We start from the raw sequence: 20,205 nt of genomic DNA, 5'->3' as shown, positions 1-20,205 counted from the left end.
ACCGGATGGCACCGCGCGGCACTGCCATCCGGTCCGCCGACTGGGACGCGGCTGCCGGCCATGCCGGCGCCGCGCCTTGCGGCGGTGAAGCGGTTATTGCGTCTGGACAGGCTTAGCGGACGAGGTAGGTCTCAAGCGCTTCGGCCCCACCAATCAGCTTGCCGTTGATGAAGATCTGCGGCGCGGTCATGTTGCCGGACACCGCGCCCAGCACCTTGCCGCGGATCTTGTTCTCCAGCGGCACGTCGATGTAGTCGAAGCCGTTGTCCGACAGCATCTGCTTGGCCTTGGCGCAGAAGGAGCAGCCAACCTTGGAGAACACGACTACCTGGTCGGGCTTCCTGGCATTCGGGGCGATGTAGTTGAGCATGGTGTCCGCGTCCGATACCTTGAACGGGTCGCCCGGCTCTTCCGGCTCGATGAACATCTTGTCGACCACGCCATCCTTGACCAGCATCGAATAGCGCCAGCTGCGCTTGCCGAAGCCCAGGTCGGTCTTGTCGACCAGCATGCCCATGCCTTCGGTGAATTCGCCGTTGCCGTCGGGAATCATCACGATGTTTTCCGATTCCTGGTCCTTGGCCCATTCGTTCATCACAAAGGTGTCATTGACCGAGACGCACAGGATCGCGTCCACGCCATGCTTGGCAAACACCGGCGCCAGTTCGTTGTAGCGCGGCAGGTGTGTGGACGAGCAGGTCGGGGTGAATGCGCCGGGCAGCGAGAACAGCGCGACGGTCTTGCCTTCGAACAGGTCGGCCGTGGTCACGGTCTTCCATTCATTGTTCTCGCGGACGCGGAACGTGACATTGGGAACGCGTTGACCTTCACGGGATTGCAGCATGGATGAGCTCCTGGATGACTGGGGGTGGATGGCCGCGTGTTGCAGCGAAGACCCGATTTTCCGCGTCGCAACGTGATTTGTACAATTCATCATTACAAACACAATCATTGTCTTTTGCTATCGAGCATGGATAACTTCGCCCCAAGAGACTCCACGCATTCTTTAGGATGAGATTTAAGGATCACTTAAATGCGCTAATCCGGCCCATGGCAGCCGGGAACAAAGATGCTGCGGTCGCGGCTGGCGCGGATTCGGAAATTCCCACAGGTCTTTTCAGACGTTTCCCAACGTTGCCTGCCATCACGACGCTTACATTCGGGCAAGGCATCCCGCATGCGCGCGCATTGTGGCGCGTGCCGTCTCCCAAGGCAGCGAACGCTCGCATCGGCGGACCGGCAGGCTGCGGCTCACCCCCCCTCCGTGAGAACTCCCATATGTGCATCTGCACCTCCCCGAACCCGGCGGACCGCTCGGCTACCCGGATCCGGCGCGTGCCCGCCCGCTGGTGGCACCGCCAGCTGTTTGTGCTATTGCTGTCGCTTTGCCACGGCTTGCCGGCGCTGGCTGCCCTGCCGGCCGAGCCGCCACGCGCGCCGCAACCGAGCCCCCAGCTGCGGCTGGCTTCGTCCTATGCGCCCAGTACGGGCGCCCCCACCGGTCAAGCCGGTGCAGGGCGTGGCGACGATGCGGAGCTGGCCGAATGGCGCCGCAAGCACAAGCTCCTGCGGGTAGCCGTGGTGGGCAACTACCTGCCGCCTTTCGACCTCGTCGACCTGAAAGGGGACTACCGCGGGATCTCCGCGGATTACCTCGCCGTGCTGGTCGCGCGGCTTGGCATACCGGCGCAAATCCTTCGCTATCCCTCGCACGAACTGGCGCGCAGCCAGCTGGCCAACGGCGCCGTCGACCTGATCACCACGTCGCTGGACGACCCCGGCGCCGGCCTGCGTACCGCGCCGTACCATGACCATCGCCTGATCGAAGTGGTGTCTCGCAGGGACAAGGCGCGTAACCAGGCCAACCGCACCATTGGCTACCTGGCGGGCGAAGTCTCGCCCGCCGCGCTTCACCGGGCCTACCCGGGCGCGCCGCTGCAACCCTTCGAGAACCTGCTGGGCGCGCTCGACCAGCTCTCCCGCGATGCCGACTTCGTGGTGGTCACCAACGCTACCGCCGCAGGCTATCTCGTCGAGCAATACCGGTACGACGAACTCACCGCGCGCAACTTCGCGCCAATGGCGCAAGCGGGCGTCACGTTCGCCGTGGCGGATCCCTCGCTGGGCCGGATCGTCGACCGGACGCTGGCGGCCATGCCCGCCTCGCTCAAGCGCGAGATCGAAACCGCCTGGATCGCCAGCTCGCTCGAGTTCGATATCACCGACAAGCTCAATCTCTCCGGCGCCGAACGCGCCTGGATTGCCGGCCACCCGGAGGTGCGCTACCTGGTGTCGCGCGACTTCGTCCCCTTCCAGTTTGCCGAAGCCAGGGGGCGCCTCGGCGGGCTCACCGAACAGCTGCTGCAACTGATCGCGCAACGCACCGGGCTACGCTTCGTGCCTTACTGGCCAGCCAGCGGCACGGACATTGCCACCGCCATCGAGAATGGCACCCTGGACATCGTGCCGATCCTGCCGGTAAACCAGCCTCAGTCCAGCTCCGCCCGTCTCTCGGTTAGCGCGCCCTACTTCTCCGGCAACTGGGTCGTCGTCACCCGCGCCGGTGACGACAGCATCAAGAGCCTGCCCGACCTCGCCAACAAGATCATTGCGGGGCCGCCGTTCAATGGTATCCAAGACCTCGTACACACCCGCTATGCGGTGAGCCAGCGCGAGACCGACTCCTACGAGGAGGCATTCCGCATGGTCGCCACCGGCCGTGCCGATGCCACCATCGCCAACGCCTTCATGGCCGGCCAAATGCTCAGGCAGACCTACGCTGGCCGCCTCAAGGTCGCAGCCGCGACTGGCGGGGTTCCGCTGGAAGTCGGTTTGGGCGTCAGCAACCGGCATCCTGAATTGCTCGGCATCATCAACAAGGCCATCCTGAGCATTCCCCCCCACGATCTCGGCGCCATGCGCGCGCACTGGACGGAAGTCAGGCCTTCGCCCCGTGCCTGGCGCCAGTTCCTGCCGTGGCTGATGGGCGCCGCGGCTGCCCTGCTGCTGGTCAGCCTGCTCTTTCTGGCGTGGGTGACCTCGCTGCGGCGCCAGGTGACGCAACGCACCGCGGCCGAACACGCCTTGCAGGACCAGGTGGCATTCCAGACCGCGGTGCTCGACGGGATTCCGCAGCCGATCTACCTGCGCGACAGCCAGTTGCGCATGATCACCTGCAATACCGCTTACGAAGCGGTGCTTGGCACGACGCGGCGCGCGCTGGCCGGCACGGAGCTGGCGTTCGCCACCGCCGCCATCAGTCCCGACATCCGCCACGACGAGCTGATGGACGTCTACCGGGACGTACTGCGGACCGGCCTGCCGTTCAGCGCCGACCGGCGCCTGACCATTGGCAACGAGCAGCGCAGCGTCATCAGCTGGGTCGTGCCGCTGCGCCGCGCCAATGGCGGCACGGCCGGCATCGTCGGTGGGTGGATCGATGTGACGGAGCGCCAGCAGATGCTGGCCGAACTGGCCGCGGCCAAGAACCGCGCCGAAGCGGCCAACCGCGCCAAGTCCACCTTCCTCGCCTCGATCAGCCACGAGATACGCACCCCCATGAACGCCATCCTGGGGATGCTGGAGTTGGTGCTGGCGCGCCAGCAAGCCTCGCACGCGGATCGGGAGCAGCTGGGCGCCGCGCACGGCGCGGCCACGTCGCTGCTGTCGCTGCTGGATGACATCCTGGACCTCTCCAAGATGGAGGCCGGCAAGTTCACGCTGCAGCCGCGCGCCGGCAGTCTGCGCCAGGCCCTGCACGAACTCGCCCGGATGTTCGGGCCGGTAGCCTCGCAGAAAGGCCTGTCCCTGAGCATCAGCGTTGGCGATACGGTGGCGCAAGCGCACAAGGTGGATATCCTGCGCATCAAGCAGGTCATCAGCAACTTTGTCTCCAACAGCATCCGCTTTACCGAGCAGGGCGGCGTGGATATCCGGCTGGACGGATCCACTGTGCGAGACGCCTGGCAAGCGCTCCACATCGTCATCCAGGATACCGGCATCGGCATTCCCCCCGGAGCAATCGGCAAACTGTTCCGCCCCTTCTCCCAGGTGGAATCGCCCGAGCGCGCGAATACCGGCGGCACCGGCCTGGGCCTCTCGATCGCGCAAAACCTGGTGCGAGGGATGGGAGGCGAGATCTCGCTTGAGAGCGAGCCGGGCCTCGGCACGAAGGTGGTGGTGCGCCTGAACCTCGAAGTTTCGGCATCCCCGCCCCAGGAAAGCGCTTCGATTGCCGGCACGCCCGACATCTCCGTGTTCCCCGCCGGCATACGCGTGCTGATCGTGGATGACCATGCGCCTAACCGGCTGTTGCTGGAGCGTCAGCTGGAGCGGCTAGGCATTGCGGTAGATACGGCGGAAAACGGCGCCCGCGCCCTGGAAGCCCTGTTGCGCCACCCGCCAGACCTGATCATCTGCGACTGCATGATGCCGGTGATGGACGGCTTCAGCCTGGCCCGTGCAATTCGCGCGCGCAAGGACTCCCCGGGCAAGATACCGATCATCGGATGCACCGCCAGTGCCCAGAGCGAAGATCACCAGCAAGCGCTGGCGGCGGGAATGAGCGAGGTACTGGTCAAGCCAATGGGGCTGGCCGCACTGGAACGCGCCCTGCGCCGCCATCTGCACGCAAGCCATGGTGCCGCGCAAGGCGATGCCACACCGGCCTGATTGCGCGCCGGAAGCGCATCTTGAAGTTGAAGTTGGGGTAGGGGTTGAAGTCGAAGTTGACTCCAACCCCTACCCCCAAACCCTCACGCCGCCCTGGGGCGGCGGCCGCATTGCCGTCAGCGAAGCCTCAAGATGCTCCACGGTCGCGGCGAGAATCGGCAACAACGCCTGCGCCGTAGCCAGATCACCGAACTGCGCAACGGCTTCCAGCCGTCCACATAGTGTCACCAGCGCCGCGCACTCCAGAATCCGGGCCGAGCCTTTGATCCGATGCGCACCACTGTCGAACCGCTGCCATGCGCCGTCCGTCAGCGCGGCGCGCATCATGGCGAGATCGAGGCGGTTGGTGTCGACCAGGCTGTCCACCAGATCCCTGACGATATCCGCGTCGCCGCCGGCCAGGGTATCGAGCAAGGCGCCGACGGCCGCACATTCGTCCGGCGACACCGCAACAAACCCGTGTTCAGCCAGCGCGCGCGCCAGTGAACTGGCATTGACCGGCGCGGTGAGCGTGGCATCGAAGGCCGCGCCGTGGGCCGCATGGGTTACGCGCTTGCCGGCATCGGCCGGCACCACCGCAAACAGCAGGCTATCCGGCGACAGGCCGAAGTCACTGCGAGCCGGTTCGCCCTCATGGTCATGCGCAAGCCAGACAAGCGCCAGCCGGATACGTTCGGTTTGTGCGGGACCGGCATCCGGCCTGGCCGCATCCCTCTGTTCGACGGAAAACCCCAGGCCCGCGAGCACGGTCGCGAGCCCGCTGATTTGCAACGCTTGCACGCCACTCTCGGTAGTGCTGAGTAATAGCGCACGGATCATGAAATTACCTTCCGGAACATTTGCATTTTGTTGAGCCACTGTCAGCAAGCGGCCACAAGCTGACGTCATTGCATCGGTGTGAGGCGATATCGCCGGGCGAAATCGACCAGGTCCACCAGCGAGCTGACCTGCAGTTTGCCCATGATGCGGGTCTTGTGGCTGCTCACCGTCTTGTTGCTGAGAAATAGCAGTTCGCCTATTGCTTTATTGGAAAAGCCCCTGGCCAGCAACTGCAGGATGACGATTTCCTTGTCCGACAGCCGAGCGAGCCGCTCTTCGTCCGCCAGCTGTGCAACCTTCGGCAGTTCGCGCTCGTAGCGCATCTCCGGAAACACCGTATAGCCCGCCATCACCGCTTCGACGCAGCGCACGATTTCCTTCATGTCCTGCATCTTGCTGACGAAGCCCTGGGCACCAGCGTGCCTCACCCGAGGGGCGAACGTGGTCTGGTCTTGCCCGGAAATCACCAGGATACGGATCGGCGGGTAAATCAGCTTCAGGCGCGGAATCACGTCAAGGCCGCTGATCCGGGGAATATCCAGGTCCAGGACGGCGAGATCCGGCTGGAACTGCCTGGCGGCTTCGATTGCAGCCTGGCCATTGTCCGCTTCCAGAATATGGCTGACCCCCAGCACTTGCGACAACTGGGCCTTGATCACCAGGCGGAGTGCCGGGTGATCGTCGACGACCAAGATAGTTGCCACTCGCATTCTCCCCAAAAAAAGCCAACAAGGAACTCACCTGCGCCGGGACACACCGATAATCAAAAGGTGGAGCGCGGATTATGTGGCGAATTTACGCCACAGCCAGCCAGAAATTTCCGAGCAAGCTATCGGAAATTTCCTAAAGAAAGGCTCCCGCAACCTCGAACCGCGCCTTCACAGCCAGGGCTCAGGCTGGACGTTCACTGATAAAAAGTGGATCGTGAATTGCGTTCAAGAAGTGAGAATCCTGCGCTGGACGCAGGACAGACCGCGATGCCATAAAGGATCTCGCCGGGTACTTCCGCGCTGAGTCCTTCGTCGAAATAGGTTCTGCTTTCCTTGGTCACGCCCCCTCTTCTCTACGAGCAACCCGGAGCCCGGTCCCGCTTTTGCGTGGTCGGCACGAAACCCGGATCTTGCCCGGACCGCCGAATGCTCCGAATCAAGCTGCTGAAGATTCCGCAAAAGACACAATTTCCCCACTACCCCCTTGACCATCGCCCGAGGCTGACCGCCACGGCATATTCCGCAGCGGCACGCCTGAAAGGGACCAATGACATGGATCACTGACATGGCGGGACGCAAAATGCGGAAATTTCGCAAACCAGCACTGTGCCGTCGGCGATACAGTCTGCAGTCACAAAACAGTACTTTCGCCGGCGCGCCGCGCCGCCATTGACCACCGTCAGCCGCACTGCCCTTGGCGTAACGCGGCCTGGGCGGGAGAACACGGAAGCAAGCCATGAGTGATATCAGCCCACTTTGCGCAACCGGGGCGCCGGAGCCACCCGCGCAGCTGGAACGGCTCGCGCGATGCAAGCCATCCCGCCCGACGTTCTCATGGATATGAGCCCATGCCGGCCGACGTCTCGCTCTCCAAATCCCGCATCGTCATCGCCGACGATCATCCCGTCATGCTGGTGGGCCTGCGCGGCTTGCTCGCGCAGTTTGAAAGCGTCGAAATCGCCGGCATTGCCCGGAACTCCACCGAAATCCTCGCGTTGCTCAGCCGGCAGCCCTGCGAGATCCTGCTGACCGACTATGCGATGCCGGGCGGCACCCATGGCGATGGCCTGCACATGATCGAGTTCCTGCGCCGCCGCTACCCGGAGCTGGCGATCCTGGTATTCACCATGCTGCACAACCCCGAGCAGCTCAGCGAGCTGGTCAGCTTCGACCACTTGTCCGTGGTCAGCAAGCTCGACGACGCATCCCATATCCCGAAGGCGCTGGCACACCTGCTCGCTGGCGTGCGCTACCTGTCGCCGGCGATACAGCGGCGGCTGGACAGCATCGGCCCGCCCGCTGACCTGCGAGCCCGGTTCGGGCCGCTCAGCCCGCGCGAGGTCGAGGTGATCCGGCTCTACCTGTCCGGCATGTCCGTGAGCCAGATCGCGGTCAGCCTCGGGCGCAGCATCAAGACCATCAGTACGCAAAAAATGTCGGCCATGCGCCGGCTCGGGTTACGTGGCGACCTGGAACTCTATAACTACGCCGCTTCCATCGGCCTGCTCGGGCAGCACCACGCGCGCCACCTGAACGCCACAACCCGGGAATAACGGCGCGCGATGATGCAGGCGAGCGCCGCCGGCCCGCCGATACCCCGTCTCCAGACGCGCACGAACGCCTCGAAGCCCTGCCCGGTGGCGAACGCGATGCCTGGGCTAGTTCGCCGGGACGCGAAGCACCGCGCCACCGTCGGCACCGCGGTTCCGGTCCAACCGGTCCTTCGGCTCCGCCGACGCGGCCGCCGCCGCATGCATCTCGAACCCCGGCTCGGGAGACGGCACCGTGATGGTGCTCAGCAAGGACAGCGGACACCACCAAAGCGCTTTCAACGGATTCACTGGACTTTCCCCTGAGTGCCGGTGACCATGGTCGGGCACGATACACCGCTTAACGGCAGGAAGTGGCGATCCGTTGAACTTGTCACAAACTATTCTTCAAGCCAAGCGCCGGTTGTGCTGCGCGGGGAAAAAGGGAGGGGCATCAAATGAACCGTCTTCGATACTCGGTCGACCTGTCCTACGAAGTCCTGGATGCCGAGGCGGACTTCCTCTTCAACATCGAAGCCGCCCGTACCGCCCGCCAGACGGTCGTTTCCGAGCGCCTGACGCTACCGCCCGTGCTGCGCATGGACCACTACAACGACCCGTTGCTATGCAACCGGCTGATCCGCCTGCGCGCGCCGAAGGGACATCTGGCCATTCACTATGAAGCCGTGGTCGATATCGACCACCGCCTCGACGAGCCATCGACCTTGTCGGAGGTCCCGGTCGCGCAACTGCCGTTCGAGGTGCTGCCCTACCTGGCGCCGAGCCGATACTGCGAATCCGACCGGCTGATGGAATTTGCCCTGCGGGAGTTCGGCGCCATTCCGTGGGGATACACCCGTATCGTCGCGATCCGGGAATGGGTGCGCAACCACGTGCGCTTCCTGTCAACGTCCACCAACGAGCGCACCTCGGCCGTGGATACGATTGTCGAACGCACCGGTGTGTGCCGGGACTTTGCGCACCTGATGATTGCGATCTGCCGGGCCCTGAGCATTCCCGCGCGCATTTCCAGCAGCCTGGACTACGGCGCCGATCCCGCTCTCGGGCCGCCGGATTTCCATGCCTTTGTCGAAGTCTTCCTGTCGGGAAGATGGTACCTGGCCGATCCCTCCGGCACGTCCATTCCCACCGGCCTGCTGCGCATCGGCACGGGCCGGGACGCGGGGGAGATTCCTTTCGCGGCGATTTTCGGCAAGGTGGAATCCGAGCGGCCCTTCGTGCAGGTCCATGCGGTGACCGATGCGGCGCTCGGACTGGAGATGCCGCTTTTCACGGACTGGGGCATCTGTACCTGGTAGGACGGTTCTTCCCGGCCACGCCGCTTGCCGGGCCTGTCAGCGGAAATAGGCCTTGGTATATTCGTGCACATCGTCGCGGGCGAGCATCTCGGCCGGTGCCATCCAGCAGTATGCGCTGTGCTGATCGGGCTGCCCTGGCGGCTTCCCGTCCGGCTCGCCGCCCGGCAGGGTCCAGGCATAGGCAAGCACCACATAGTGCGTGGTAACGCCGGGTTCGCCGGCAAAGTTGTCCGCATAGTGATGTTCGAACACGCCGCGCGGGACTGCATCGCCACGCCTGGCCCCGGCGATGCCCAGTTCGTCCGCCACGATGCGGCGGAAGGCGGCGTCCAGGCCTTCGTCCTTGCGGATGCGCCCGCCCGGCACGAACCACACACCTTGCGCCGGCCGGTTACGGCGCCGGCCAAGCAGCACACGGCCGTGCGCATCGGTGACGAGCAGGTCGATCGAGACCAGCGGTGCATGGCGCACCACGAAGAAGAAATCCTTTCCGACGAGCATTGGGATCGGCTCCGAAATCGACAGGCAACATCCTGCCCCGCGTTGCTTCATTCAGGCGGAGGCAGGCACGGATCCCCGGGAAAAGAACAGTGCCGGCATGGGTGGCGGGCAGGGCCGCGGGAACATGCCGTTCCGCCGCGGAACAAGCGCGAAAGCTGTCGGCGCGACGCTGCCGGTGCAGAAAGACGCCTCGCCCACCGGGGGATAGGCGAGGCGCAAAGCGCGAACAGGTGGGTCAGACCTGCCCGCGACGTATGGAGCCTACCTGCGGCCGCGCGAATAGAACGTGGGCTAGCGCACCAGGCATTGCTGCGGCGATGTCACTGAGGACGGCAATGGCCTTGCCCGCGCGGCCTGCAAGCTGGCTATCGGGGGCGGCGGCGCAAGCCGGCGGCCGCGGGCTCGTTGCCGCGAAGCGACGCCACACCCGCGTGCGCACGGCTTTGTGGCCGCGCCGGATACATGGCCTGCACAACGCTCATGGAAAAATCATAGGCAAAATAGACCCGGAGATGCGCCGCCACCGAACTAAAAATTTGCGTGCCGCCGCCGTTATTCCCGTAGCGGCGGGCTCCGCCACGCCGCATGTTGGCGCTGCCCGCACCCGACAGCGCCATGGCGCCCACAGAAGCCCGAGTATTCCTATGCAAGACAATCTGCCACAGCTCGCCGCGCTATGCTGCACCTTTGCCGCCGTGCTCTGTACAGCACTCGCCATCCGGCGTGCCCGGAAACAAACCCGCGTCGATCACCGCATCTGCAACCTGGAACGACTACTCCGCGAGCGCCTGCCAAAGCGGGACGACGTAGCGGCCGACACGCGCATCTTTGGCTAATGCCATGCACCTGGCACGCTGCCCCGGAGAAGGCAAGGCACAAGCGAGCAAGGACGAGCCCGAGAACAGAGAGGAAAAACAGGGGCTATTCTCCATACGTTGTATCGGCAGGAATACGTATGATCCGTCGCGTGACAAGTCGCAGTGCATAAGTTAATAGATCTGACAACTGGACCATAAGCGGTATTGCCGCCTGGAACGACTTGTTTGCCGATCTTCGCAGCGTGATCCAGCATGCCTACACCGGCCAGAGAGCCAACGGGGCAGGATCTACGCGGTGTGGATGTCGCGGGGTGTAAGAAGCCATTCTTCGGAATGGCTTTTTTTATTGCTGCCATGCGTGCGGCCGCCAGCCCTTGATGTCGGTAAAGCCGTGGAAAGGCGCCCGGCGCGCAGATTCGTCTCTTTGGACGACGCACGGGCGCACCGCGCTCGCGACACTGCTGCAGGTTCCCTGCCGGATCGCCGCAGGGAGGAACCCTGATCCTGGCTAAGGAAGCGTCGTGACCTACACAGCTTTTGACCTGACCGGAAAGGTTGCCCTCGTCACGGGCGGCAATAGTGGAATCGGACTCGGCATGGCCGAGGCCATGGCGGCGTCCGGTGCCGATATCTCGATCTGGGGCACCAACGCCCGGAAGAATGCCGACGCGGCCGCGCGCCTGGCCGCGTACGGCCGCAGGGTGCACACGGCAGTTTGCGATGTGGGCGACGAGGCCGCAGTGCAAGCCGCCTTCGCCGAAACGGTCGCGACCCTGGGCCGCGTAGACGGCTGCTTTGCCAACGCGGGAATCGGCGCACGTGGCGGCCGCTTCGAGACGCTCGGCACGGAAGACTGGCATCGCGTGCTGCGGGTCAACCTCGACGGGGCCTTCTTTACACTGCGCGCCGCCGCGCGGCACATGCTGGAGCAAGGCGACGGCGGCGTGCTGGTTGGCACCGCGTCGGTGGCGGCCATCGAAGGGGCCGCGCGCAACCAGCACTATGCCGCCACCAAGGGCGGGCTGATATCGATGATGCGTGCGCTGGCCGTGGAGTACGCGCGCCACGGCATCCGCGCGCATTCCATACTGCCGGGCTGGATCGCCACCGACATGACCGCCAGGGGGCAGGCGGATCCGGCGTTCCAGGAAATGGTGAGCAAGCGCGTGCCGATGCGCCGCTGGGGGGAGCCGGCCGACTTCGGCGGAATCGCCATCTATCTTATGAGCGCGGCATCCCGCTATCACACGGGCGATACACTGGTCATCGATGGTGGCTATACCCTGTTCTGAGGGAAGAAGAGGTATCGGGGGACGCCGGACGGCGCGCCCGCTTCCTGCCGATACCGCCAAGCCTTGCCGGCCTTAACTCGTGTCAACTCTGAAGCGCTCCCTCCAGGCAATCCTGCAAGCGCTCCGCATAGCCGGCGATCTTGTCGGCCTGATCGAGCCTGTTGATGATCCGCCGCGCGTTCACGTAGTCCGTCTTATCGCCCGCGAGGTAGGCGGATAGCGTTTTCCCGGTGAATACACCTTCGCGCATCCCGATGGACATGATCCGATAGGCAGTCAGAGGATCCAGGACCCGCTCCGGGTCGTCGACGAGCGAAGTGCCCAGTCCCAGACGCTTGCTCAGCTTTCCGTAGTTTCCGCGCCCGGTGATTTGCACGTAACCGCGGCCCTTGAACCGCAATCCGTCGCCGGCCTGCGTATTTCCAAGTGGTCCGGCCTTCGGCGGACGCTCGTACTGGAGAAAATACGAATCCTTTCCGAACTCCGTGATGGGCTGCCAGCTATCCGCGCACTCGTGCTTCACGGTTGCCAGCATGTAGGCGACCCAGCGAACGTCCGCGACGTCCGGATCGAGTTGCACGAAACCGAGGAGCCTGTCCAGGCCCGACAGCTTCGGCGCGGACAGCGGCGCGAACGCCTGCTCATAGGCTGTGTAGAACGTCTGATGGTTGAACCACATACTTCGTCTGGCATTTCCGCGGCGATTGCGCCAGGGGATTATAGGAGGTGGATGTATGCACGCCCCTCAGCCAAAAGAATGAACAGCCCGGCAGCCGGGATATCGAATGCTGCCGCCATTTTTCCAGAGCGAGGCGTCGGCCGGGGCCGTGGTTCAGCGCCGCGCAAGCGCGAGCGGGCGGCAAACAGCAGCCGGCACCTGACGTTCCGGTCCCGTAGCTGCGCCGCATGAAAATCCAGGTGTGCCAGCCGCGCGCGCCTACGCGGCCACGGACTGGTGCAAGCCGAATTTCACCCCTTGCGGATCGCGGCACATGCGGAACAGACCGAACCCGGGTTCACCGGGCCCGGCGTCATCGGCGTGACCGCCCAGGGCTTTCACCCTGGACACAGCGGCAAGCATGTCCGTCACCCGGAAAAAGACCAGCACCTGTGGCTCCGGATCATTGCCATGCAAGCCGACGCGGATCGACGGTGCCTGAAACCAGCCTTCACCGGCAAGCTCGGTGGGCTGGAAGGGCCAATCGAATAATTGGCGAAAAAAGTCCTGCGAGACGCGGGCATTCTGCCCGCCGATCTCAAGATAAGACACGCTGCCAGTCATATTGCACTCCTTGATCGCTGAAGTTGAATCCGGAGTATCTGGCCTGGCGGCGGATGCAGTCTTGAATAAAAATGACCTGCGTCCGCATGGGCTATCTATGCTTCCAGCAATGATGCGGGCTTTCCCGGGGCATCCGGGAACCCGGCCTGCGCATAGGCGGCCGGCGAGCATCCGGCAAACGCCTGGAACTCCCTGGTGAAATGACTCTGGTCGCTATAGCCGCATGCCGCGGCAACCTGGCTAAGCGCCATGCCCGGAGCCAAGGACATCAAGCCGTGGGCGCTGCCAAAACGAATGCGCCGCGCCGCGGCCTTCGGACCCACGCCCAGGTGCCCCTTGAAGCAAGCCGCGAAGTGTCGTCCGCTCCATCCGATCCTGTCGCACAGTTGCCGGACCGGGACGCTCCCTTGCTCGCGCGCGAGTTCTTCCCATGCCCAGCGAAGCGCCGCGGGCACGGCCCTGCGGGGCGCCACCAGGCGCCGCGCCAGGAGCTGCTCGACGATCTCGAAACGCCGTTCCCATGCGGGCGCCCCATGCAGCGCCTCGGCCAGCAGGCCCGCCTCGCTGCCCCAGATGTCCGCGAGATCGACAACTCCGCCGGCAAGGACATCCGACGCCCCGTCAAACAGGCTGTAAGCCGCCCAGGGCGGCAACTCGACTTCGACGCAGGACTGCGCGTCATCGTGCTCCACCGTAGTGGGCCCGGCTGGGTTGCCGACGACGAACGCCTGGTGGCGGCGCTGGTTCTTTCCCGCGCCAAGCAGGTAGCCGGCGCCGAAGCCGATCACCACTTTGATGCGCGGACTCACCACTTCCACGCGCCGCACGGTTCGCCCCAGGTCTTCGCTGAAGCCGGACAGCGTGCAACCCCAGGAGCGCAAACGCGCAAGGGGCGGGCCCGGCATGTACTGCCAGGACGACAAGGGCTGATCGCTCACAACCTCTCCCTCGGGATTCCAGCCGCGCATCGGACATCGCTCGCCGCGATGCGCGATGCGCGGGAAATAATGCTCCGGATAGCGCAGCCGGGCGGAAGCCGCAGTATGTCCCATTTTCCTCCCGCGCTCACGCCGCCGTTCTAATCCACCTTGTTGAACAAGCTGCTCCCATGGTCATGCAGCAAGCCGATCAGGCGATCCGCCACCGGCGATAGCGGCACGTCCTTGCGATACGTCACACCAAAATTGCGCACCAGCGTGGCCGCCGCCAGGGGCACCTCTTGCAGTTGTCCGCCGCTTGCGCGCAAGGTGCGCCGCGAGACGAAGGTCAGCAATTCTGTGTCCGCCACCACGCGGGGAATCAGCGGGATCGAATTGGTCTCGATCTGCGCCACGGGCCGGGGCAGGTCGCGCGACTCGAAGGCATGGTCCAGCCAGGTCCGGCTTGCCACCGCGCGGTTGGGCAGGGCCCATTGGCAAGCCGCGAGCGACTCCAGCGTGACGCGCCGCGTCTTGAGGATCGGATGGCCCTTCGCTGCCGCGACGACCACGGTGTCCTTGAGCAGCGTCTCGCAGCGGAATTCCTCCTCCTCTTCCGGCACGAAGCCCAGCACAACGTCCAGACGCCCCTCGCGCAGTTCGTCGCGTAGTTCGTAGTTGTTGCGGATCGTGAGCTGCAGCATCACGTCGGCGGCCTGCCCAAGCAGCATGCTGCAGATGCGGGGCAGCAGGTATTCCGCCCCAAGCGGGCCGCTGCCCAGCCGTACCGTGCCGGCTACCCCGCGCGCGATGGCGCTTACCTCGTCGCGCAACAGGTCGGCTTCCTGCAGCAGCAAGGTTGCGCGCGCCCGCAGCGCGATACCGGCCGCGCTGAGCTTCTGTCCCCTGCCATCGCGCTCGAACAACCCGGCGCCGAGCGACGCCTCCAGCCGGTCGATGGCCTTGGTGAGCGTCGGCTGGCTGCGGTGCACCAGTTCTGCCGCGCGCCGGAAGTTACCCGCGCTGGCCACGGCAAGGAAGTACTTGAGATCGCGGAGGTCCATGGAGTGTCTGGAGTGCTTGGTGTCTGTGGAGTGCGCTGCCGGGGGCAGCCTTGATTGATTACCAATATTTAACGATTTCCAAAAATTATAAGCTGGACGGAATATGTCGTGAGGGCAAGAATTCAGCACCGCATCGGCCGCACGCCGATTGTCCAACGCCAGCTGACCGTCTCCATGCCATATACCGTTCTCGTCACCGCTCCTCGCCTGGCCCCGGCCGGCGCCCGCCTGCTGCAAGCGGCCGGTTCGCGGATTCTCTATCTTGCCAATGCGGATGACGCTGGCGAGGTGGCGCGCATCCTCGCCACCGAACCCGTCGATGCCGTCATCTCCCGCACCGTCGCACTGAGCGGTGCCGCCATCGCGGCATGCCCCACGCTGAAGGTGATCTCCAAGCACGGCGTAGGCGTCAGCAACATCGACGTGGAAGCCGCGACCGCGCGCGGCATTCCCGTCTACGTCACGCCCGGCGCCAATGCCCGGTCGGTGGCCGAACTCACGCTCGGCCTGATGTTCGCGGCGGCGCGGCGCGTGGCGTGGATGGACCGGGAGATCCAGGCCGGCCGGTGGTCGCGCGCGCAGGACGGCATCGAACTGCATGGCCGCACGCTGGGCCTGGTCGGCTTCGGGCAGGTCGCGCAACGGGTCGCCAGCGTATGCCTGGCGCTCGGCATGCCGGTGCTTGCCTTCGACCCGGCCCTGGCCGGGCACGCCAGCCCCATGAAGGGCGTGGCGCTTGCCGGCACGCTCGATGCGCTCCTCGAAGCCAGCGACGTGCTGAGCCTGCACGTTCCGCTGAACAGCCACACCCGCAACATGATCGGCGCGCCGCAGTTCGCGCGCATGCGGCACGGCGCCATCCTGCTCAATACGGCGCGCGGCGAAGTGGTCGACGAGCCGGCGCTGGTGCAGGCGCTGCAAAGCGGCCAGCTCTACGCGGCCGGACTGGACACCATGGCGGTCGAGCCCCTGCCCGCCGACAGCCCGTTGCGCGGCCTGGACAACATCGTCCTCACGCCCCATGTGGGCGGCTCCACGCCCGCCGCCCTGGCCGCGATGGCAAGCGGCGCCGCGCGCAATGTGCTCGGCTTCCTGCAGGGCACCCCGCCCGCGGCCACCGCCTGCGTCAATCCGCAGGTGCTGGGCGGCGCCCCGGATGCCCTCAGCGCGTGACAGCGCACCCCCAAACCGACAGCAAGACACCAAGGAGACCTGGATGAGCAACGAAGCCAGCAGCACCGAAGCCGGCAACAAGGCATGGCCCGCGGGCTACCGCATCAACCCCTGTGCCGCCGGCCCCGCGCCGGATATCGTCGCCGCCTTCCGCGAAATGCCGGTGGCGGCGATCGGCGATGCCATGAGCCGCAATATCGGCACCATCGGCCTGCGCCCCTATCACAGCCGGCCGGACACCGTACTGTGCGGGCCGGCCGTCACCGTGCGCGTGCGCCCCGGCGACAACCTGATGATCCATAAGGCGCTGATGATGGTCCGCCCCGGCGATGTGCTGGTGATCGACGGCGGAGGCGACGTCACGCAGGCGCTGGTCGGCGGCCTGATGCGCACCACCTGCCTGGCCAGACAGCTCGGCGGGCTGGTAATCGATGGCGCGGTGCGCGACGTACTCGAATGGGCGGAAGACGGCATGCCGATCTTTGCGCGCGGCAACACCCACCGCGGCCCGAGCAAGGACGGCCCCGGCGAGATCAACGTGCCCGTCTCGTGCGCGGGCATGGCCGTGCTGCCGGGCGACCTGATCGTGGGCGACGCGGACGGCGTGATCGCCGTGCCCGCCGCGGAGGCCGCCGGGATCCTGCAGCGCACCCGCGCCCACCTGCAGAAGGAGGCGCGGATTCGCGCGGACAACGCCGCCGGCACCTCGGACCCCGAACGGTTCGACGCGACACTGCGCGCCAAGGGACTGCCGGTCTGAATCCGGCGCGGCACCGCCCGCGCGGGTGCCAGGAAAAACAGGAGACAAAACATGCAACGACGTCATTTCCTCCAGGCCACCGCCGCCATGACACTGGCCGCCGCCGGCATCGCCCGCGCGCAAGGCGCATGGCCGCAGAAACCCATCCGGCTGGTGGTGCCGTTCCCGCCCGGCGGCGGCACCGATACCACCTCGCGGCTGGTCGCCGAGAAGCTGACCCTGACAGACCACTGGACGCTGGTGGTGGACAACAAGCCCGGCGCGGGCGGCAATATCGGCCTGGACACGGTGGCCAAGTCGGCACCGGACGGCTACACCATTGGCATGGGCCAGGCCGCCAACCTGGCGATCAACCCGGCGCTGTACCCGAAGATGCCGTTCGATCCCCTGAAGGATTTCACGCCGGTCGCCGGCGTGGCGGAGCAGCCCGTGGTGCTGGTGGTGCGCCAGGACTCGCCGCTGCGCACGCTGGCCGACTTCGTCAAGGCGGCCAGGGCGCGCAACGGCGATATGGGCATCGCCCAGGCCGGCAACGGCACCGTGGGCCACCTGGCCGGCGAGATGCTGGCGCGGCGCGCCGGCGTGCGTGTGCTGCAGGTGCCGTACAAGGGCGCCGGCCCGGCCATGACCGACCTGCTCGGCGGCCAGGTGGACGCTTACTTTGGCAACACCGTTTCCGTGATGCCGCAGTTGTCGGCCGGCAAGATCCGCGCGCTGGCTGTGACGTCGGCGAAGCGCCTGCCCTCCCTGCCCGCAGTGCCGACGGTGGCCGAACAAGGATTCGCAGGCTTCGAGGCCACCACGTGGCTGGGCCTGGTGGGCCCCGCCGGCTTGCCCGCCAATGTCACCGAGCGGCTGGGCGCGGCGACCATCAAGGTGCTGGCGCGCCCGGACGTGCAACAGAAGCTGGCGCAGGAAGGCAGCGTGCCCACGCCGCAGACCGCGGCGCAGTTCGGCGCGCACATCCGTGCCGAGCACGCCAAATGGGGCGCGCTGATCCGCGAAGCGCAGATCAGGCTGACCTGAGACGCCAGACGGAAAGCAAGCCCAACCTTCTTCAACCGGAGTTTCTGCAAAATGGAAAGCGTTGACTGCGCCGTCATCGGCGCTGGCGTGGTAGGACTCGCCATCGCCCGCACCTTGTCCGCCGCCGGCCGCGAGGTGGTCATCCTGGAGGCGGAGAACGCCTTCGGCACCCACACCAGCGCGCGCAATTCGGAAGTCATTCATGCGGGCATCTCGTATGCGCCGGGCTCGCTCAAGGGCAGGCTTTGCGTGGCGGGCAAGGCGGCGCTGTACGACTACTGCGCCGAGCGCGGGATCGGCCACCGGCGCATTGGCAAGCTGATCGTCGCGGTACAGGAAGCCGACCTTCCCGAACTGCACAAGTACGTGGAGCTAGGCACGGCCCAGGGTGTCACCGACCTGCGCATCATCGGCGCCGCTGAGGCGCGCGCCCTGGAGCCGGAAGTGGCTTGCGCGGGGGCCTTGCTGTCACCGTCGACCGGCATCGTCGACAGCCACGGCCTGATGCTGGCCTACCTGGGCGACGCAGAACGCCATGGCGCTGCGCTGGCACTGAGTAGTCCGGTGCTGGCAGGACAGCCAACCCCGGACGGCATCGTTCTGAAGGTGGGCGGCACCGAACCAACGGAGTTGCTGTGCGGCACCGTCATCAACGCGGCTGGCCTTGGCGCGCAGCGAGTGGCAACGGCCATCGCGGGCATGCCGGCCGACAAGGTCCCGCCGCTCTATCACGCCATCGGCCACTACTTCACGCTGGGCCGCCCATCGCCCTTCCAGCGCCTGGTCTATCCCACCGGCCGCGCAGGCGCGCTGCGCGCGCACGTAACGCTGGACCTGGGCGGGCAGTGCAAATTCGGCCCGGACCTGGACTGGCGCGACGGCGTGGACTACCGCTTCGACGCCTCGCGCGAAGCCGCCTTCTACCACGCCGTGCGCCGCTACTACCCCGGCCTGCGCGATGGCGACCTGCAACCCGGCTACACGGGCATCCGCCCCCGCCTGGCCGGCCCGGGGTCGTCAATGCACAACAGCGCCACCGACTTCATCGTGCAAGACGAGCGCGAGCATGGCATTCCGGGCCTGCTCAACCTGTTTGGCATCGAGTCGCCGGGGCTGAGCGCATCGCTGGCCATCGGTGGTTACGTCGGGCAACGGGTGGCCGCACTGATGCCCTGATTGCCCGCCACGCTGGCAGGTTGCCATGGCGCCGCCGGGCGAATAGACCTGACTGACGGCGGTCAAGCCGCCGGCGGTGCCGTCGACCCGCGCACGATCAGCTCCGGGCACAGCACCACGCTGGCCGCCTCCGCGCCTGCGCCTTCGATGCGCGCCAGCAGCAAGGTGGCAGCCTTCGCCCCCATTTCGTGCACCGCGATGCGGATCGTGGTGAGCGGCGGCGTGAGCGCAAAGCCCAGCTTTCGCTGGTGCCCGGTGGACAACGAATCCGGACCGGCGATATGGCCGATACGGCGATGGCCCAGCGCAAGGAGGTGATCCACCGCCAGCCGCATCACCATGTTGTCGCTGACCACGCAGGGCACCCTGCCGTGGTGAAGGCCTACCAGTCCGATGAGGTACGCAGGTTTATCGAGACCGAGTTCAAGGGATCGCTGATTACGGCCTTCTGATCCGGCAAGACGCCGGACCCCATATGTGTGCCAGATAACATGATGAGCTTGCTCCGCATGCGGGTATGGCACATGCTTGACTCAATAAGACGGCTGCGTCGGACAGCCGCCCGGATCCCCCCTCTCCCGCCTTGCAATTTGAACGTCATCGGGCGTTCTCCCGGAGGTGCCATGGCCATTTCCAAGGGCTTTACCGTCATTATCGGGATGATGGAGATCCGCGCCATGCAGCGGACTGACGAGGGAGAGGTACCTGCGCAAAAATCTTCCGCCGATTCGTACCACGTCTACCATCGAGGCTCGGGGCGCTTGCGGAGCAAGGACCGGGAATTCGATACCGCCTTCGAGCGCTGCATCGCGAGAGCGCTACGGCGCTGCGCATGGATACCGTTGGACTCCGAGCCAGGCCCGTCGCCTGGCTTTTTTATTGACACGCGCGCCGGCGGCGTCCGTCCCCCGCGCCTGCCATGGCTCAGCCTGCCGCGAGGTGTCCTATAGTTCAAACCCAGTGCTATCCAGCGAGGTTCACGGCGAGGCACAAGGGGGCGCATCGTGGCAACCTGGAGGCCCGATCCCAGCTGATGGCGCCAGATCACGGCTGGGTGCAGCCGTGTGGAGCGCCCCCAGGGCGGGCCACCCCAGCGCGATGCGAAGCGAGCCCACCAGGCGATGCGAAGCGAGCCGTCAAGGTGTACC

19 protein-coding genes and 1 pseudogene are annotated in these 20,205 nt (G+C 65.7%); 9 read left to right on the top strand and 11 right to left on the bottom strand.

Annotation, left to right across the window (positions count from 1 at the left end; genetic code table 11):
• Positions 1 to 112: 112 nt before the first annotated feature.
• Complete coding sequence (locus CF70_RS24675) at positions 113 to 844, bottom strand: glutathione peroxidase (protein WP_035870843.1); 732 nt, start codon at positions 842 to 844, stop codon at positions 113 to 115.
• 434 nt (positions 845 to 1,278) lie between these two features.
• Here CF70_RS24675 and CF70_RS24670 point away from each other — a divergent pair, with 434 nt between their 5' ends.
• The gene (locus CF70_RS24670) at positions 1,279 to 4,671 is read left to right on the top strand and encodes a response regulator (RefSeq protein ID WP_081862335.1); all 3,393 of its coding nucleotides are present in this window, start codon (positions 1,279 to 1,281) and stop codon (positions 4,669 to 4,671) included.
• Between the two features lie 69 nt (positions 4,672 to 4,740).
• Here the strand turns inward: CF70_RS24670 and CF70_RS33960 are convergent, their stop codons facing one another.
• The 3 genes from CF70_RS33960 to CF70_RS36740 form a co-directional block, all read right to left on the bottom strand.
• Positions 4,741 to 5,490: an Hpt domain-containing protein gene (locus CF70_RS33960; RefSeq protein ID WP_160172290.1), complete on the bottom strand. Its 750-nt coding sequence runs from the start codon at positions 5,488 to 5,490 to the stop codon at positions 4,741 to 4,743.
• Positions 5,491 to 5,555: 65 nt separating this feature from the next.
• Complete coding sequence (locus CF70_RS24660; protein WP_035870841.1) at positions 5,556 to 6,194, bottom strand: response regulator transcription factor; 639 nt, start codon at positions 6,192 to 6,194, stop codon at positions 5,556 to 5,558.
• Positions 6,195 to 6,394: 200 nt separating this feature from the next.
• Positions 6,395 to 6,541 (bottom strand): hypothetical protein, encoded by a 147-nt coding sequence (locus CF70_RS36740; RefSeq protein ID WP_160172289.1) that lies wholly within the window; start codon positions 6,539 to 6,541, stop codon positions 6,395 to 6,397.
• Positions 6,542 to 7,048: 507 nt separating this feature from the next.
• On the opposite strand from CF70_RS36740, the gene CF70_RS24655 reads away from it, so the two are divergent.
• Positions 7,049 to 7,753, top strand: coding sequence for a response regulator (locus tag CF70_RS24655; protein WP_035870839.1), 705 nt, complete (start codon positions 7,049 to 7,051; stop codon positions 7,751 to 7,753).
• A 105-nt stretch (positions 7,754 to 7,858) separates the two neighbouring features.
• Here CF70_RS24655 and CF70_RS36245 read toward each other — a convergent pair whose 3' ends face one another.
• A complete protein-coding gene (locus CF70_RS36245) occupies positions 7,859 to 8,041 on the bottom strand; it encodes a hypothetical protein (RefSeq protein ID WP_152561908.1) in 183 nt (60 codons plus the stop codon).
• Between the two features lie 146 nt (positions 8,042 to 8,187).
• On the opposite strand from CF70_RS36245, the gene CF70_RS24650 reads away from it, so the two are divergent.
• Complete coding sequence (locus CF70_RS24650) at positions 8,188 to 9,048, top strand: transglutaminase-like domain-containing protein (protein ID WP_035870837.1); 861 nt, start codon at positions 8,188 to 8,190, stop codon at positions 9,046 to 9,048.
• 36 nt (positions 9,049 to 9,084) lie between these two features.
• Here CF70_RS24650 and CF70_RS24645 read toward each other — a convergent pair whose 3' ends face one another.
• Positions 9,085 to 9,549 carry a GDP-mannose mannosyl hydrolase gene (locus CF70_RS24645; protein ID WP_035870834.1) on the bottom strand — a complete coding sequence of 155 codons (465 nt, stop codon included), beginning with the start codon at positions 9,547 to 9,549 and terminating at the stop codon, positions 9,085 to 9,087.
• Positions 9,550 to 10,193: 644 nt separating this feature from the next.
• Between CF70_RS24645 and CF70_RS24635 the strand changes: the two genes are divergently transcribed.
• Positions 10,194 to 10,385: a hypothetical protein gene (locus CF70_RS24635; RefSeq protein WP_035870830.1), complete on the top strand. Its 192-nt coding sequence runs from the start codon at positions 10,194 to 10,196 to the stop codon at positions 10,383 to 10,385.
• A 503-nt stretch (positions 10,386 to 10,888) separates the two neighbouring features.
• The gene (locus tag CF70_RS24630; RefSeq protein WP_035870828.1) at positions 10,889 to 11,659 is read left to right on the top strand and encodes an SDR family NAD(P)-dependent oxidoreductase; all 771 of its coding nucleotides are present in this window, start codon (positions 10,889 to 10,891) and stop codon (positions 11,657 to 11,659) included.
• Positions 11,660 to 11,741: 82 nt separating this feature from the next.
• Here CF70_RS24630 and CF70_RS24625 read toward each other — a convergent pair whose 3' ends face one another.
• From CF70_RS24625 to CF70_RS24610, 4 genes are all read right to left on the bottom strand, one after another.
• Positions 11,742 to 12,338 carry a hypothetical protein gene (locus CF70_RS24625; RefSeq protein WP_051648913.1) on the bottom strand — a complete coding sequence of 199 codons (597 nt, stop codon included), beginning with the start codon at positions 12,336 to 12,338 and terminating at the stop codon, positions 11,742 to 11,744.
• A 258-nt stretch (positions 12,339 to 12,596) separates the two neighbouring features.
• Complete coding sequence (locus CF70_RS24620; protein ID WP_035870825.1) at positions 12,597 to 12,941, bottom strand: VOC family protein; 345 nt, start codon at positions 12,939 to 12,941, stop codon at positions 12,597 to 12,599.
• 95 nt (positions 12,942 to 13,036) lie between these two features.
• Positions 13,037 to 13,993, bottom strand: coding sequence for a helix-turn-helix domain-containing protein (locus tag CF70_RS33955; RefSeq protein WP_051648911.1), 957 nt, complete (start codon positions 13,991 to 13,993; stop codon positions 13,037 to 13,039).
• A 26-nt stretch (positions 13,994 to 14,019) separates the two neighbouring features.
• Positions 14,020 to 14,922 carry a LysR family transcriptional regulator gene (locus CF70_RS24610; protein ID WP_035870823.1) on the bottom strand — a complete coding sequence of 301 codons (903 nt, stop codon included), beginning with the start codon at positions 14,920 to 14,922 and terminating at the stop codon, positions 14,020 to 14,022.
• 108 nt (positions 14,923 to 15,030) lie between these two features.
• Between CF70_RS24610 and CF70_RS24605 the strand changes: the two genes are divergently transcribed.
• Genes CF70_RS24605 through CF70_RS24590 form a run of 4 tightly spaced genes read left to right on the top strand, consistent with a single transcriptional unit; the run spans position 15,031 to position 19,057 of the window.
• Complete coding sequence (locus CF70_RS24605) at positions 15,031 to 16,095, top strand: hydroxyacid dehydrogenase (RefSeq protein ID WP_235185193.1); 1,065 nt, start codon at positions 15,031 to 15,033, stop codon at positions 16,093 to 16,095.
• 43 nt (positions 16,096 to 16,138) lie between these two features.
• The gene (locus CF70_RS24600; RefSeq protein ID WP_035870821.1) at positions 16,139 to 16,855 is read left to right on the top strand and encodes an RraA family protein; all 717 of its coding nucleotides are present in this window, start codon (positions 16,139 to 16,141) and stop codon (positions 16,853 to 16,855) included.
• Positions 16,856 to 16,906: 51 nt separating this feature from the next.
• Entirely contained in the window at positions 16,907 to 17,881 is a 975-nt protein-coding gene (locus CF70_RS24595; protein ID WP_035870820.1) for a Bug family tripartite tricarboxylate transporter substrate binding protein, read from the top strand.
• 51 nt (positions 17,882 to 17,932) lie between these two features.
• Positions 17,933 to 19,057, top strand: a complete 1,125-nt coding sequence (locus CF70_RS24590) for an NAD(P)/FAD-dependent oxidoreductase (RefSeq protein WP_035870818.1) — start codon at positions 17,933 to 17,935, stop codon at positions 19,055 to 19,057.
• A gap of 62 nt (positions 19,058 to 19,119) precedes the next feature.
• On the opposite strand, the pseudogene CF70_RS24585 reads toward CF70_RS24590, so the two are convergent.
• A pseudogene (locus CF70_RS24585) lies at positions 19,120 to 19,428 on the bottom strand (substrate-binding domain-containing protein); the annotation flags it as partial.
• Positions 19,429 to 20,205 lie beyond the last annotated feature (777 nt).

The organism is Cupriavidus sp. SK-3, from assembly GCF_000611145.1.
Lineage (GTDB): Bacteria > Pseudomonadota > Gammaproteobacteria > Burkholderiales > Burkholderiaceae > Cupriavidus.
This window is presented reverse-complemented; position numbering and strand designations above follow the sequence as displayed.